At 72.6% G+C, this 14286-nt stretch carries 14 protein-coding genes; 5 read left to right on the forward strand and 9 right to left on the reverse strand.

From position 1 onward, the window contains the following. Positions 1-156: 156 nt before the first annotated feature. The 3 genes from cobT to CHF15_RS40075 form a co-directional block, all read right to left on the reverse strand. On the reverse strand, positions 157-3327 hold the full coding sequence (cobT, locus tag CHF15_RS40065) for a nicotinate-nucleotide--dimethylbenzimidazole phosphoribosyltransferase (RefSeq protein WP_089228871.1): 3171 nt from the start codon (positions 3325-3327) through the stop codon (positions 157-159). Positions 3328-3578: 251 nt separating this feature from the next. Beyond that, positions 3579-4799 carry a precorrin-6y C5,15-methyltransferase (decarboxylating) subunit CbiE gene (gene cbiE, locus CHF15_RS40070; RefSeq protein ID WP_089228872.1) on the reverse strand — a complete coding sequence of 407 codons (1221 nt, stop codon included), beginning with the start codon at positions 4797-4799 and terminating at the stop codon, positions 3579-3581. A 99-nt stretch (positions 4800-4898) separates the two neighbouring features. Then, positions 4899-5543, reverse strand: a complete 645-nt coding sequence (locus tag CHF15_RS40075) for a GNAT family N-acetyltransferase (RefSeq protein WP_089228873.1) — start codon at positions 5541-5543, stop codon at positions 4899-4901. 212 nt (positions 5544-5755) lie between these two features. On the opposite strand from CHF15_RS40075, the gene CHF15_RS40080 reads away from it, so the two are divergent. Beyond that, positions 5756-6523, forward strand: a complete 768-nt coding sequence (locus CHF15_RS40080; RefSeq protein ID WP_179280193.1) for a class I SAM-dependent methyltransferase — start codon at positions 5756-5758, stop codon at positions 6521-6523. 49 nt (positions 6524-6572) lie between these two features. Beyond that, positions 6573-6959 (forward strand): MmcQ/YjbR family DNA-binding protein, encoded by a 387-nt coding sequence (locus CHF15_RS40085; protein WP_089228875.1) that lies wholly within the window; start codon positions 6573-6575, stop codon positions 6957-6959. 33 nt (positions 6960-6992) lie between these two features. Here CHF15_RS40085 and CHF15_RS40090 read toward each other — a convergent pair whose 3' ends face one another. Genes CHF15_RS40090 through CHF15_RS40100 form a run of 3 tightly spaced genes read right to left on the reverse strand, consistent with a single transcriptional unit; the run spans position 6993 to position 9614 of the window. Next, a complete protein-coding gene (locus tag CHF15_RS40090; RefSeq protein WP_089228876.1) occupies positions 6993-7823 on the reverse strand; it encodes a MetQ/NlpA family ABC transporter substrate-binding protein in 831 nt (276 codons plus the stop codon). A 37-nt stretch (positions 7824-7860) separates the two neighbouring features. Further along, a complete protein-coding gene (locus CHF15_RS40095) occupies positions 7861-8580 on the reverse strand; it encodes a methionine ABC transporter permease (protein ID WP_089228877.1) in 720 nt (239 codons plus the stop codon). Beyond that, entirely contained in the window at positions 8577-9614 is a 1038-nt protein-coding gene (locus tag CHF15_RS40100; RefSeq protein WP_089228878.1) for a methionine ABC transporter ATP-binding protein, read from the reverse strand. The genes CHF15_RS40095 and CHF15_RS40100 overlap by 4 nt, the downstream gene beginning before the upstream one ends. Positions 9615-10067: 453 nt before the next feature. Between CHF15_RS40100 and CHF15_RS40105 the strand changes: the two genes are divergently transcribed. Then, positions 10068-10436 carry a hypothetical protein gene (locus tag CHF15_RS40105; protein ID WP_089228879.1) on the forward strand — a complete coding sequence of 123 codons (369 nt, stop codon included), beginning with the start codon at positions 10068-10070 and terminating at the stop codon, positions 10434-10436. Continuing rightward, positions 10429-10878: a hypothetical protein gene (locus tag CHF15_RS40110; RefSeq protein ID WP_089228880.1), complete on the forward strand. Its 450-nt coding sequence runs from the start codon at positions 10429-10431 to the stop codon at positions 10876-10878. The genes CHF15_RS40105 and CHF15_RS40110 overlap by 8 nt, the downstream gene beginning before the upstream one ends. A gap of 7 nt (positions 10879-10885) precedes the next feature. Here CHF15_RS40110 and CHF15_RS40115 read toward each other — a convergent pair whose 3' ends face one another. From CHF15_RS40115 to CHF15_RS40125, 3 genes are all read right to left on the reverse strand, one after another. Then, positions 10886-11395, reverse strand: coding sequence for a GNAT family N-acetyltransferase (locus CHF15_RS40115; protein ID WP_089228881.1), 510 nt, complete (start codon positions 11393-11395; stop codon positions 10886-10888). A gap of 123 nt (positions 11396-11518) precedes the next feature. Beyond that, positions 11519-12043, reverse strand: a complete 525-nt coding sequence (locus tag CHF15_RS40120) for a sigma-70 RNA polymerase sigma factor region 4 domain-containing protein (protein ID WP_089228882.1) — start codon at positions 12041-12043, stop codon at positions 11519-11521. 89 nt (positions 12044-12132) lie between these two features. Continuing rightward, on the reverse strand, positions 12133-13326 hold the full coding sequence (locus CHF15_RS40125) for a glycerophosphodiester phosphodiesterase (protein ID WP_089228883.1): 1194 nt from the start codon (positions 13324-13326) through the stop codon (positions 12133-12135). A 300-nt stretch (positions 13327-13626) separates the two neighbouring features. Here CHF15_RS40125 and CHF15_RS40130 point away from each other — a divergent pair, with 300 nt between their 5' ends. After that, positions 13627-14283, forward strand: a complete 657-nt coding sequence (locus CHF15_RS40130; protein WP_086020787.1) for a lysophospholipid acyltransferase family protein — start codon at positions 13627-13629, stop codon at positions 14281-14283. The last annotated feature ends 3 nt before the right edge of the window (positions 14284-14286 follow it).

Here is a 14286-nt window from a genome sequence, read left to right on the forward strand (position 1 = left end):
GCGAGCGTTGAGGACGTGCGCCGGCGCGGCACCGACCCAGCCACACGGTGCGAGGCGGTCACTGACCGCGCCGGGCAAACGGGCGGGAGGGCGGGAGACAGCCGGCCGCAGGCGCACACAACCCGCACACAACAACCCCCCGCACCCCCGACCGCGTCAGGACTTCTCCGTGACCCCCGCAGAGTCGAACGTCGCCACCTCATGCATCGCGCGCGCAGCGCTCTGCACCAACGGCAGCGCCAACAGCGCACCCGTGCCCTCACCGAGCCGCAGGTCGAGTTCGACCAGCGGCCGCAGGCCCAGCTTCGTCAGCGCCGCCCGGTGGCCGGGCTCCGCGCTGCGGTGGCCCGCGATGCAGGCCGCGAGGACCTCCGGGGCGATGGCGCGGGCCACCAGGGCGGCCGCGCCGGCGCTGACGCCGTCGAGGATGACCGGGGTCCGCAAGGAGGCCGCGCCGAGCAGCAGGCCCACCATGGCCGCGTGTTCGAGGCCCCCGATCGCCGCGAGGACCTCGATCGGGTCGGACGGGTCGGGCTGGTGGAGTTCGAGGGCGCGCCGTACGACGTCGATCTTGCGGGCGTGCATCTCGTCGTTGATGCCGGTGCCGCGCCCCGTGACCTCCGCCGGGTCGACCCCGGTGTAGACGGAGATCAGGGCGGCGGAGACGGTGGTGTTGGCGACCCCCATCTCCCCGGTGAGCAGCGCCTTGTTGCCCGCGGCGACGAGGTCGCGGGCGGTCTCGATGCCGACCTCGATCGCGCGCAGTGCCTCCTCGCGCGACATCGCGGGCCCGGCCGTCATGTCGGCGGTGCCGGGGCGGATCTTGCGGGGCAGCAGACCGGGGGTGCTGGGGAGGTCGGAGGCGACGCCGACGTCGACCACGCAGACCTCGGCGCCCACCTGGTTGGCGAAGGCGTTGCACACCGCCCCGCCACCGAGGAAGTTGGCGACCATCTGGCCGGTGACCTCCTGGGGCCAGGCCGTGACGCCCTGGGCGTGCACCCCGTGGTCCCCGGCGAAGATCGCGACGGCCGCGGGCTCGGGGATCGGCGGCGGGCACTGCCGGGACAGTCCGCTGAGCTGCGCGGAGATGATCTCCAGCATGCCGAGCGCGCCGGCCGGCTTGGTCATCCGCTTCTGCCGCTCCCAGGCCTCGCCGAGCGCCTTCGCGTCCAGCGGGCGGATGCCTCGCAGCGTCTCCTCCAGGAGGTTGTGCGGCTCCTCGCCGGGCAGGGCCCGGTTGCCGTACTCCTCCTCGTGGACGACCCAGGACAGCGGGCGCCGCTTGGACCAGCCGGACTGCACCAGTTCCGGGTCCTCGGGGAACTCGTCGACGTAGCCGACACAGAGGTACGCGACGACCTCGAGGTGCTCGGGCAGACCGAGTTCGCGGACCATCTCGCGCTCGTCGAAGAAGCTGACCCAGCCGACGCCGAGGCCCTCGGCGCGGGCGGCGAGCCAGAGGTTCTCCACGGCGAGCGCCGACGAGTACGGGGCCATCTGCGGCTGGGTGTAGCGGCCCAGCGTGTGGCGGCCGCCGCGGGTCGGGTCCGCGGTGACGACGATGTTGACCGGGGTGTCGACGATCGCCTCGATCTTCAGCTCGCGGAACTGCTTGGCGCGGCCCTTGGGGAGGGACTTGGCGTAGGCGTCGCGCTGCTGCATGGCGAGTTCGTGCATGCGCTCCCGGGTCTTGGCGGAGCGGATGACGACGAAGTCCCACGGCTGGGAGTGGCCGACGCTCGGCGCGGTGTGCGCCGCCTCCAGCACGCGGATCAGCACCTCGTGCGGGATCGGGTCCTTGCGGAAGCCGTTGCGGATGTCCCGGCGCTCACGGATGACGCGGTGGACGGCGTCCCGAACTGCGGGGTCGTAGCCCTCGGCGGGGGGCAGCAGCAGCTCCGGGTCCTCCTCCTCGTCGGCCACCGGCGCCTCGGGCGCCTCCGAGGCCTGGGGCTCCTCGGGTGCCGGCTCCGCCTCGGCCGCGGGCACGGCCTCGGGCTCCGGCTCCACGGCGGCGGCGAGCGGGGTCTCCTCCAGCACGACAGCGGCGGGCGCAGGCTCGACGACGGGCGCCTCCGGCTCGGGCTCGGGCTCCGGCTCCGGCTCCACGACGGGCACGGGGGCGGGCACAGGCTCCGCCACGGTCTCGACGACCGGTTCGGGCTCGGACACCACGACCGGCTCCGGTACCACGACCGGCTCGGGCGCCTCCGGGACGACGACCGGTGCCACGGGCGCCTCGGCGGCCGGCTCCATGCCGAACGGCAGCGGCTCGTCCGGGGCTTCCAGCGGCGGCACGGGGGCGGCCACCGGCTCGGGCGCGGGCACGACGGCCACGGGCTCGGGCACGACGGCGACCGGCTCGGCCTCCGCCACGACGGCGACCGGTTCGGGCTCCGCCACGACCACCTCGGGCGCCGGGGCCTCGTCGCGGGGGATGTCCAGGTACTCGGGCCCCGTGGTGGGCGGCCCGGACTGACGCATGGGCGCCGGGACCGGCTGCGGCGCAGGCGCCGGTGCGGGCGCCGGCGGCGGGGTGGCCGGACCGCGGTCGGCCAGGGAGCGCACGATGCCGCCGCCGTTGGACGGGTCCGGGATCGGCGGGCCCATGTGGAGGGGGCGCCGCGGCGGTACGGGGGCGACCGGGGCGGCCTCCTGCACCTGCGCCTGCACGGGCACCTGGGGCTGCGGAGCCGGCTCGGCCTCCGGGGCCTGGACCTGGACCGCGTCCTCGGCGGGTGCGGGCTGCGCGACGGGCTCCGCCGCCACGGGCACCGGCTGCTCCGCCAGGAACGGCGCGGCCTGCTCCGCCGGCAGCTGCTCCGGGACCGGGGCCCCCGGTACGAGCGGCACCTCGGTGCGGACCGCGGAGTAGTCGAGGGAGACGGAGTCACGGCCGCCGCTCTCGTGGGCGTCGTGCTCGATGCCCTGGGGCGCCACGGGCACCGCGTGCTCGACCGGCACGGGGGTGGGGGCGGCGGCCTGCGCGGGGACCTGCACGGGCGGGGCCATGGGAGCGGGCGCCGGGACGGGTACGGCGACCGGGACCGGCTGCGGCGGCACGGGCTGCGGGTCGGCCCAGGACCCCTGCAGACCCGGCATCAGCAGCATCTCCTCTTCCTCGTCGACCGGCGCGGGGCCGGACGGCTGGTCGAGGTAGTGGTACTCGGGAGGAACCGGCGCGGTGAGCGGATCGACGTCCCACGAGGGGACGGACTGCTGCTGCGCGCCACTGCCGGGAAGGTCGGCGTGCGGCTGCAGAACCGCTTCTTCGCCTGCGTTCTCCGGCAGTCCCTCACCCGGGACCTGGCCGGTGTCAGTCATGCGTGCCCCTCGCCCATCGGTTTCGCTCCTTCCATCGCTGCGCCGAGCACACTGCCCACAGAGAGAACGAGCGTGGGCGGCAACCGGCACGACGACGGCGATTGACCGGTACTGACCATTACTGATCAGCCCTCACGCGACGTCAATGCGCGACAACGGCACAGCGGTCCGTCAGCCTACCGTGCGTGTGTCCGCGCGTGCTCAGGGGGGTTCACCTCAAACCGGTGCCAATGCGGGCGCAACCCACTGGCTCACCTGCGGTGTCCGAGGAGCGCGAAGACCACCGTGCGCTCCCGCTCGGACCACTCGTCGTCCAGCTCGACTGCCTGCAACAACGCGCATTCCACGGTGTATCCGCCCTCGTCGAGGGCGCGGCTGACGGCTTCGGCCTCGTCCCGGTTCGCCGCGCTCGCGGCGATTCGCTCCGGACGGCGCGCGGCGCAGGCGGCCACGACCTCCGGTCCGCCGCCCCCGATGCGCACGATGTCCGGTTCCGGAAGGTCCTCCAGCACGTGCGGGGCCCGGCCGTGGACGACCCGCACCTGCACCCCGAAGTCCCGTGCGGTGTCCTCGATCCGCTCGCACGCCGCCGCGTCGTCCTCCACCGCGATGACGGCCGCGCCGAAGCGCGCCGCCTCCACGGCGACGGCGCCGCCGCCGGCGCCGATGTCCCACAGCAGGTCGCCCGCCCGCGGTCCGAGCCGGGCCAGTTGCAGGGCGCGCAGGTGCGCCGGGCCGTCCCCGGGGACGTACCGCTCGGCGGGCAGCGCCCAGCCCCGTACGCGGTCGGCCGTGGCGGGGTCGCCGCCCGCGAGCCAGCCGGACTGCGCGGACACCGGGACGGGCACCGGCGCGGGGGCGGCGGCCGGGGCGGCGCCGACGACGAGGACGACGTTGGGGTCGCGCCAGGTGTGGTCGGCCACCTTGTCGGAGGTGAGGACGGTGACCTGCTCGTGCTCGGTGCCGAGGGCCTCGCAGATCACGAAGGTGCGGTGCTCGTCGCCGAGCAGCAGGGCGAGTTCGGCCGGTCCGGCGCCGGGGGCGGTGAGCACGGCGACCTTGGGGTGGGCGCGGCAGACGTTGACGGCCCGCCGCAGGGTGCGGGTGTGCGCGACGACCACCCGGGCGTCGTCCCAGGGCATCCCGGCCCGCGCGAAGGCCTGGGCGACCGAGGTGACGCCGGGGACGACCTCGACCTCCAGCCCGTACTCGGGGGTGCGCAGGGCGCGGACGACTCCGAAGAATCCGGGGTCGCCGTCGGCGAGGACCACCGCGGTGCCGCGGTGCCGCGCGATGCGGCGGGCGGCCAGGTCGATGCTGCCCAGCACGATCCGCTCGGCGTCCTCCGGCACGAAGGGCAGGGCCAGGTGGTGCCGGGTCCCGGCCACCAGCGTGGCGGCCGACAGGGCGGAGCGCGCCGCCTCGCCGGGTGGTGAGCCGTCCCACCCGATCACCGTGACACGGTCGGCCATCGTCGTCCTGCCTCCTGGGCGCGTCGCGGTGTGGTGCCCGGGTGAGGTGATCCCGGGGTGTGCACAGTACCCCGGCCAGGATCTTGCGCTAGCGGGTGCTCACTGCCAGTCGGCGTACGCCGCGTAGTCGGAGCCGTCGGCGGACTCCTCCGCGAGGCCGTCGAGGTCCTCCGGGAGCAGGCTCCACACGATGAGATCGGTGCGGATCTCCTCCCAGCGGCCGTCGGTCTCGCCCTCCGGCCGGATGCGGACCAGGCCGGCGCCTCGCAGCACGCCCTCGCTGATGCAGCCGATCTTCTGCGCGACCTGCTGCGAGGCGGCGTTGTCGGCGGCGGTGCGCAGTTCCAGGCGCTCGAACTTCTGGTCGTCGAAGAGCCACTGGGCGGTGGCCTGCACGGCCTCGGCGGCGTAGCCCTCGCCGCGTGCCCAGGGGGCGATCATGTAACCGACCTCGCTGCTGCGGATGCGCCAGTCGGTACGCTGCAGGTGGACGGTGCCGACCAGCCGCTGGGTGAGGAACTCGGTGACGGCGAGCACGATGCCGCGGCCCTCCGCGCGCTCGGCGGGGGCGAACTCGGCGATGAAGGAGCGGGCGTCCGCCTCGGTGTAGGGATACGGCACGGAGGTCCAGGCGATCACGGACTCGTCGTTCATCATCTCCACCATGGCGGGGATGTCGGACTCCTCGTACGGACGCAGCACCAGCCGCTCCGTACTGATGGAGATCTCCGGGAAGCTGGTCATTCGACGCTCCGTAGCCAGGGCATGTGTGAAGTGCACAGCATGCAGCATCCACCGGTTCACCCGCAGGACCGGGTCGCCGCGGGGCCTGCGCGGCCGTCGCCCCAGGGTACGTCCAACCATCCGCACGACGGGAGCAGTTGGTGTGCTGTTCCCCGGCTTTTCCGCAGGTCCGCTACGCCCGTGGTCACAGGGTGCTGCTAGCGTCTGCCCGCGTGACGGTGCACCACGCAGCAGGAGTCGGATATCAGCGGGCCGCGGGTGTGTACGAGCGGTCGCGGCCCTCGTACCCCATGGCGGCCCTGGCCGAGTTGGCGGACGCGCTGCCCCTCGAGGCCGGCCGTACGGTGGTCGACCTGGGCGCCGGCACCGGCAAGTTCACCCGCCTGCTGGCCCTGACGGGCGCGGAGGTGATCGCGGTCGAGCCGGTGACGGAGATGCGGGAGCGGCTCGCGGAGCTGCTGCCGGGGGTACGGGTGACCGCCGGGACGGCCGAGGCGACGGGCCTGCCGGACGGGTGCGCGGACGCGGTGGTGGCGGCGCAGTCCTGGCACTGGTTCCAGGAGGAGGAGGCCCTGGCGGAGGTCGAGCGGCTGCTGCGGCCGGGCGGTTCGCTGGCGCTGGTGTGGAACACCTACGACACCTCGGTCCCGTGGGTGCGGGACTACCAGGACATCGTCTTCCGGCTGGCGCCGCGTGACCTGCCGAGCCCGCTGGACGACGGCTGGCGCAAGGCCTTCACCGACCGCGCGGGCTGGTCGCGGGTGCACGAGCGGCACTGGCCGAACCTGCACTCGACGACGGTCTCCGACGTGGTGGAGCGGATGACGTCCTCCAGCCACATCGCGGTGATGGACCCGGCGGAGCAGGAGCGGGTGCGGGCCGAGGTGGAGGCGGTGCTGGCCGGGCACGACGCCACGCGCGGCAACGCGGCGGTGGAGATGCCGTACACCACGGACGTGTACTGGGTGCGGCGGCGCTGACCTCGCGGGTCCGTGCGGGTCTGTCGGTGACGCCCTGTTGAATGGGCGGATGGACGCGGATCGGCTCAGGGGGTTCTGCCTCGGCTTCAACGGAGCGGCGGAGGAGAACCCCTTCCCGCGGGACACGGAGGTGACCGTCTTCAAGGTCGGCGGGAAGATCTTCGCCATCAGCGCGCTGCGGGACGAACCGCTGAAGGTGAGCCTGAAGTGCGACCCCGACCTGGCGGTGCGGCTGCGTGCGGAGCATGCGGCGATCGCGCCCGGATGGCATCTGAACAAGCGCCACTGGAACACGGTCACGCTGGACGGTTCGCTGCCCGACGCGATGGTGCGCGAGCTGGTCGAGGACTCGTACGACCTGATCGTGGCCCGGTTGCCGCGAGCCGAGCGGCTGCGGCTGGACTGGCTGGGGACCGCCGAGGGGGGCGCGCGGTGACCGCGGCGCCCACCCCCGTTCGGGTCCGGTGGGTCAGAAGGACGGGATGACGGAACCGGCGTACGTGTCCTCGATGAACTTCTTCACCTCGGGCGTGGTGAGCAGCTTCTTCAGCTTCAGCACGCGCGGGTCCTTCTCGTTGCCCTCCTTGACGGCGAGGAAGTTGCCGTAGGGGTTGTTCTCGGCGGACTCCAGCACCAGGGCGTCGTCGGCGGGCTTGAGGCCCGCGGAGATGGCGTAGTTGCCGTTGATCACGGCGGCGTCGACGTCCTGCAGGGAGCGCGGCAGCTGGGCGGCCTCCAGCTCCTTGAACTTGAGGTTCTTCGGGTTGCCGGTGATGTCGGCGGGGGTGGCCTCGTTGCCGACGCCGTCCTTGAGGGTGATCAGGCCATTGGCGGCGAGCAGCTTGAGGCCGCGGGCCTCGTTCACCGCGTCGTTGGCGACGGCTATCGTGGCGCCGTTCTTGATCGCGTCGGCGGACTTCAGCTTGTCGGAGTACAGGCCCAGCGGCTCCAGGTGCACCGTGACGACGGGCACGATGTGGGTGCCCTTCTTCTTGTTGAAGTCGTCCAGGTAGGGCTGGTTCTGGAAGTAGTTGGCGTCGACGGAGCCGTCCTCGGTGGCGGTGTTCGGCGTCACGTAGTCGCTGAACTCCTTCACCTCGAGCTTGAGCCCGGCCTTGGCCGCCAGGTTGTCCTTGACGAAGTTCAGGATCTCCGCGTGCGGGACGGGGCTCGCGGCGACGACGAGCGGGTCGCTCGCGCTGTCCTTCTTCGTGCCGGAGTCCCCGCCGCAGGCGGTCAGGCCGAGGGTGAGGCCGGCGGCGGCGAGGACGGCGGTCGTGATCTTGATGCTGGTACGCACGAAAAGTGCCTTTCTGGAACGGTGTTGCCTTGCGGTGTCAGGAGGCTTCGGTGGCCGCGGCCGGGCGCAGCAGGCGCAGCCGGGGCGTGGTGGAGGTGCGGCCGCGGTGGGAGGCGCCGCGGGCGGCGAGGTCGCCGGCGAGCTGGACGGCGGTCACGATGACGATCAGGACGCCGATCGTGACGAGCATCAGGGAGGTCTCGAAACGCTGGTAGCCGTAGCGGATGGCGAGGTCGCCGAGGCCGCCGCCGCCGATGGTGCCGGCCATGGCGGAGTAGCCGATGAGGGCGATCACCGTGGTGGTGAGCCCGGCGATCAGGGAGGGCAGCGACTCGGGCAGCAGGGCCTTGCGGACGACGGTCCAGGTGCTGCCGCCCATGGCCTGGACGGCCTCGACGAGTCCGCCGTCGACCTCGCGGACGGCGGTCTCCACCAGCCGCGCGAGGAACGGGATGGCGCCTATGGAGAGCGGGACGACCATGGCCTCGGCGCCGATGGTGGTGCCGATCACCCAGCGGGTGAAGGGCAGCACCGAGATCATCAGGATGAGGAAGGGCAGTGAGCGGCCGAGGTTCACGACCACGCCGACGGCCTTGTTGACCGTCGCGTTGCGCAGCAGTCCGCCGCGGTCGGTCAGCACCAGCAGGACGCCCAGCGGCAGTCCCCCGGCCACCGCGATCAGCGTGGACCAGCCGACCATGATCAGGGTTTCCCAACACGCCTGCGACAGCAGCGGCTGCATCTCGGCCCAGCTCACTTCGCGCCCTCCTTGACCAGCTCGTCGCCGGCGACCGGGGCGACGTCGACCTGGAGGCCCTTCTCCCGGAGGAAGCCGATCGGCACGACGTTGTCCTCGAAGGCGCCGGGCAGTTCGATCCGCATCCGGCCGACCTGGCGGCCGCCGATGGTCTCCAGCGCGGCGCCGAGCACCGAGATGTCGATGTTGTAGGTGCGGGAGAGCTGGGAGATGACGGGCTCGGTGGCGGCCTCGCCGTGGAAGGTCAGGTCGACCACGGTGCGGCCCTCGCCGGACGGCTCGCCGCCGACCGGGAAGAGTTCGTGGGCGAGTTCGGAGCCGGGCGTGGCGAGCAGGTCGGTGACCTTGCCGGATTCCACGATGCGGCCTCCCTTCATCAGAGCGGCGGAGTCGCAGATGGCCTTGACCACGTCCATCTCGTGGGTGATGAGCAGGATGGTCAGGCCGAGCTGCTGGTTGAGGTCGCGCAGCAGCTGCAGGATCGAGCGGGTGGTCTCGGGGTCGAGCGCCGAGGTGGCCTCGTCGGAGAGCAGCACCTTGGGGTCGCCGGCCAGGGAGCGGGCGATGCCGACCCGCTGCTTCTGGCCGCCGGACAGCTGCGCCGGGTAGGCGCGGGCCTTGTCGGCGAGGCCGACCAGGTCGAGCAGTTCGAGGGCCTTGCGGCGGCGCTCGCGGCCGGAGACGCCGAGGATCTCCAGGGGCAGTTCGACGTTGTCCCGGACGGTGCGCGAGGACAGCAGGTTGAAGTGCTGGAAGACCATGCCGATGCCGGTGCGGGCGGTCCGCAGGGCGGAGCCCGCGCGGTCGGAGCGGCCGGCGAGCGCGGTCAGGTCGCGGCCGGCCACCTCCACGGTGCCGGAGGTGGGTCGTTCCAGCAGGTTCACGCAGCGGATGAGCGTGCTCTTGCCCGCGCCGCTGCGTCCGACGACGCCGTACACCTCACCCTCGCGGACGTGCAGGTCGACGCCGTCGAGGGCCACCGTCTCCCGGTCGCGGGAGCGGTAGACCTTGGTCAGGCCCGTTGTGGTGATCACTGGGTTTCCGTCACTGTCGAGTGCGCGGCGGACGAAAGCCGCACACGGGGGTGTATGGACCGCGGACAGGGCATGGCTGCGCCCCTCGGGGAGCGCGGGAGAAGGTCAGCAGTGGGTGCCGGGCGGCTGGGGGTCGTGCGCCAGCCGGCAGCGGCGGAAGGTCTGCTGCAGTTCCGTGTGCATGGGGGTGTGCGGTCCGTTGCAGGAGGGGCGGGTCTCGCTTCGGGGCGCGAGACTCAGATGGCGTGGGCCCTCAGCGTGCGCACATTCGACACATACGACGAACACCGGGCGTCATCGCCTCGGTCGCGCGGCAGCGGCGGTTCGTCGTGGTCATGTGCCCCAGTAAAGCAGACGCCCGTGCGGCGTACCAATATCCGGTCCCGGAGTCCGGAATGTGGACAGGCCGGGGGGCCGGGAGCCGGCGTTTCCCGCCCGTAATAGAGTCACGCCATGCTCGACGCGCTCACGATCGCGGTCTCGGCCACGGCGCTGCTCCTGGCGTCCTGGTGCGGTTTCGCGGCCTTCCGCGACCAGCCCACCAAGGACTGGCACTTCATCGGCATGGCCCTGGTGGCCGTGCTGGCGCTCGTCCAGCTGGTGATAGGTGTGGTCAAGCTCACCGGCGGTGAGAAGCCGGTGGACGGCACGACGATCTTCGTGGCGTACCTGATCGGCGCGGCCTGCACCGTCCCGGCGGCGGGCTTCATGTCGCTGACCGAGCGCACCCGCTGGGGCTCGGCGATCGTGGCCGCGGGCGGGGTGATCCTGGCCGTGCTGGAGGTGCGGCTCCACGACATCTGGGGAGGCATCAGTGCCTGAGACCGCGAAGGACGCCACCGCGCCGGCCGCCGCCGGGCGCGGGATCGGCCGCGGGCCGGGCCGGCTGCTGCTCTCGCTGTACGGCGTCTTCACCGTCGCCGCGCTCTCGCGCGCGATCGTGCAGATCAGCATGCAGTTCGACCAGGCGCCGCTGGCGTACCTGCTCTCCCTGCTGGCGGGCGTCGTCTACGCGGTGATCACGGTGGCCCTGTGGCGGGGCGGCGAGAGCGCGCGGAAGGTGGCACTGGTCAGCTGCGCGCTGGAGCTGGCCGGCGTGCTGACCGTGGGCACGCTGACGCTGGTCGACTCCGGGGCGTTCCCCGACCAGACCGTGTGGTCCGACTACGGCATGGGCTATCTGTTCCTGCCCGTCGTCGTGCCGGTGACCGGCCTGCTGTGGCTGCGCCGGCCGGCGCGGCCACAGCAGGCTCCGGGATCCTGACGCGGGCTCAGGCGCTCGCGGCGTAGGTCTCGGGCCGGGCGGCCGGCTTCTCCATGTGCACCAGGCTCAGATGGCGCGTGACCGGTTCGACGCTGCCGATCTGCGCGTAGCCCAGCTTGCGGTACAGCTGCAGGTTGACCTCGCTGCGGTGCCCGGTGAAGAGCCGGTAGCGCTTGGCCTCGCTCTCGGCGGCCAGGCGCTCCTCGATGGCCCGCAGCAGACGGCCGCCGAGTCCGTGCCGCTGCATGCGGGGGTGGACGATCAGCTTGGCGAGCCGCGCGGTGCCGTCCTCGTCCACGGAGCCGCGGACCGAACCCACCACCTCCTCGCCCAGCCGGGCCACCACCACGATCCCGCCCGCGAGTTCGGCGCGCAGCGCCTCGAGGGTCTGGGTCAGCGGTTCTATGCCGTAGTCCCCGTACAGTGCGGCTTCGTCCTGGTAGCAGAGGTACTGCAGTTTGAGGATCTTCTCGGCGTCGTCGCCGGTAGCCGCAGAGATGGTCACGCTCATGCCCATGTGCGCTGGCCTCTCCTTCGAGTCCGCCCGGGCCGCGGGGGGTGAGGGTGCGGCACGGGACGTTGCCCTGAATCGTTTCCGGAAGGCGGCGCGGCCGTGCACAAGCGTCCATACGCCGACTGTTTACGGTGCATTACCCCGTCGTACGGGTGATGCAACCCCGGTTGCGAGGATCGTACGCAGGCAACTCAGGCACCGGGAACGCATCGGCCCGAGGCTGCCCTGTGAGATTCCCAACTCCCGGGAGATTTCACGGTAAGTGGGATCGGAACGGGAGATCAGGGCGGATACCAGCTCGGGGCAGCGCCCGGGCAGCCGGCGCGCGGCGGCCAGCAGGGTGCGGCGCTGCTCGGCGGCGAGCACCTGCTGTTCGGTGCTCGGCAGGGCCTCGGCGGCGAGATGGCGGCCGGGGCCGTACGGCGTCTCCCGGCGGGCCCGGCGCACGGCGAGGCGGACCTCGGCCCGCACCGCCCGGCGCAGCCAGCGGGCGGGGTCGGGGGGCGGCTCGGGGAGCTCCAGCAGCCGCAGCCACACGGACTGTTCGAGGTCTGCCGCCTCGACGCAGGCGGGGACGGACTCGGCCGCCGCCTCGGCCGCGAGCAGCGGGCGGATGGCGGTCAGCTCTTCGTGTCGTACGCGCGGGGTCATGCCCGCCGGGACATCCCCGACGCGCCGGGTGGTTGCCCCCTGGCGGGGGAACCACCCGTGCGCGGGAGGGGATCACCTCGTGTTGACGATCACTTCCGGCCGACGAAGTCCGCGCGGGCCAGGAGCGCGGTGTCGCAGTTGTCCGAGAAGATGCCGTCGATGCCCTGCTCGAAGTAGACCTTGAAGGCGCCGAAGGCGTCGCCGTAGGCGTTCGGGTCCGTGCCGACCCGGAAGTCGGCGGGCAGGAAGCTGTTCTCGTTGCGCATCGTGTAGGGGTGCAGTATCAGCCCGGCCTTGTGGGCGTCGCGCACCAGCGTGGTGGGCGTGCCGAGCTTGCCGGCCGCGTCGCGCGGGATGATCAGGTTCAGGGTGGGGCCGATGCCCTGCGCGAAACCGGCGATCCACTTCAGGCCGGCCGGGGTGACCAGGTCGGCGACGGTGCGCGGGTCGCCCGCGGCGACGAAGTCGTACGGGCGGGTGCCGGCCGCGTCCAGCAGGACGACCTTGGGGTTGCGCAGGCCGAGCGCGCCGAGCCGCTGGATGCTGCCGGGCTCGAAGGACTGCAGGAACAGCGGGGAGTTGCGCTTGTCGCGGCCGTAGCGGCGCAGCAGCTTGGCGAGCCGCTCCTCCAGGCCGAGGCCGATGCCGCGGAAGTAGGTGGGGTGCTTGGTCTCGACGTGCAGCCACACCGCCTTGCCGCGACGGCGGCCCTGCTCGTCGGCCCAGCGCAGCACCTCCTCGAAGGTGGGCACCTCCCAGTGGCCGTTGTAGACGGTGTTGTGCTGCCGCTGTGCGGGCAGCCGCTCGACCGCGCGCAGGGTCTTCAGCTCGGCGAGGGTGAAGTCCTCGGTGAACCAGCCGGTGGTGGCGACCCCGTCGAGGGTCTTGGTGGTCCGGCGGGAGGCGAACTCGGGGTGGTCGGCGACGTCCGTGGTGCCCCCGATCTCCGGCTCGTGGCGGCAGACGAGGTGCCCGTCCTTGGTGGGGACGACGTCCTGCTCGATGACGTCGGCGCCGAGGTCCAGGGCGAGCTGGTAGGAGCCCAGGGTGTGCTCGGGGCGGTAGCCGCTCGCGCCGCGGTGGCCGACGACGGTCGGGACCGGCAGGGGGAGGACGGGGACGGAGCCGTGCGAGCCGCCGTGCGAGGTGCCCCGCTCGCCGGCCACGGCGGTGCCCGCGCCGCCGAGCACGGTGACGCCGGCGCCGAGCGCCGCGGCCCCGATCAGTGCCCGGCGCCCGGGCCCCCTGCCCTGCTCCCGGCCGCCCTGCTGCTCGTGCGTCATGTGCGCTCCCTCGTGTCGGCCGAACGTCCGTCCGGATCCTGCCAAGCGACGCGCGCATCGTAGGCGGGCACGTGTTTCCTTCGAGCGGCGAGCGACGGAACGTGACGGAAACGCACGTCAACAATGCGTACCGGTCGTGTGAACCCGGTGTGCGTGTCGCGCCGTGGCGGAAGTATCGTCCTCGGCGGAGGTGCCGCACACTGGTGAGCGAACCCCGCGGGCGTCCGGCCGGACTCCCGCCGACCACGACCGGAGGACCCGTTGTTCCGCATCATCCTCAAGGCACTGCTCGGAGTACTGATGCGCGTCCTGTTCCGCCCCCGGGTCGAGGGCGCGGAGCACATCCCTGGTGACGGCCCCGTGATCCTCGCCGGCAACCACGTCACCTTCATCGACTCGATGTTCCTGTCACTGGTCGTGAAGCGTCAGGTCTTCTTCATCGGCAAGGACGAGTACGTCACCACCCCCGGGGTCAAGGGCCGGCTGATGGCGGCCTTCTTCACCTCCGTCGGCATGATCCCCGTGGACCGCGACGGCGGTCACGGCGGCGTCGCCGCGCTCATGACCGGCCGTCGCATCCTGGACGAGGGCCGCGTCTTCGGCATCTACCCCGAGGGCACCCGCTCCCCCGACGGCCGTCTCTACCGCGGCCGCACGGGCGTGTCGCGGCTGGCGCTGATGACCGGCGCGCCGGTCGTCCCGTTCGCGATGGTCGACACCGACCGGATCCAGCCGGGCGGCGCCGGTGTCCCGCGGGTGCACCGCTTCACCGTCCGCTTCGGCAAGCCGCTGGAGTTCTCCCGCTACGAGGGCATGGACCGCGACCGCTACGTGCTGCGCGCCGTCACCGACGAGGTGATGAGCCATGTGATGCGGCTGTCCGGCCAGGAGTACGTCGACATCTACGCCACCAAGGCGAAGGCGTCCAAGGCCACGGACCACGCGACGGCGGCGTAGCCC

Origin of the sequence: Actinacidiphila glaucinigra (assembly GCF_900188405.1) — a bacterium.
GTDB classification, from domain to species: Bacteria; Actinomycetota; Actinomycetes; order Streptomycetales; family Streptomycetaceae; genus Actinacidiphila; species Actinacidiphila glaucinigra.

Bases quoted from the DNA above. Each gene is read 5' to 3' on its own strand.
- cobT (WP_089228871.1), bottom strand. From the start codon at position 3,327: ATGACTGACACCGGCCAGGTCCCGGGTGAGGGACTGCCGGAGAACGCA.
- cbiE (WP_089228872.1), bottom strand. From the start codon at position 4,799: ATGGCCGACCGTGTCACGGTGATCGGGTGGGACGGCTCACCACCCGGC.
- CHF15_RS40075 (WP_089228873.1), bottom strand. From the start codon at position 5,543: ATGACCAGCTTCCCGGAGATCTCCATCAGTACGGAGCGGCTGGTGCTG.
- CHF15_RS40085 (WP_089228875.1), top strand. From the start codon at position 6,573: ATGGACGCGGATCGGCTCAGGGGGTTCTGCCTCGGCTTCAACGGAGCG.
- CHF15_RS40105 (WP_089228879.1), top strand. From the start codon at position 10,068: ATGCTCGACGCGCTCACGATCGCGGTCTCGGCCACGGCGCTGCTCCTG.
- CHF15_RS40115 (WP_089228881.1), bottom strand. From the start codon at position 11,395: ATGGGCATGAGCGTGACCATCTCTGCGGCTACCGGCGACGACGCCGAG.
- CHF15_RS40120 (WP_089228882.1), bottom strand. From the start codon at position 12,043: ATGACCCCGCGCGTACGACACGAAGAGCTGACCGCCATCCGCCCGCTG.
- CHF15_RS40125 (WP_089228883.1), bottom strand. From the start codon at position 13,326: ATGACGCACGAGCAGCAGGGCGGCCGGGAGCAGGGCAGGGGGCCCGGG.
- CHF15_RS40130 (WP_086020787.1), top strand. From the start codon at position 13,627: ATGCGCGTCCTGTTCCGCCCCCGGGTCGAGGGCGCGGAGCACATCCCT.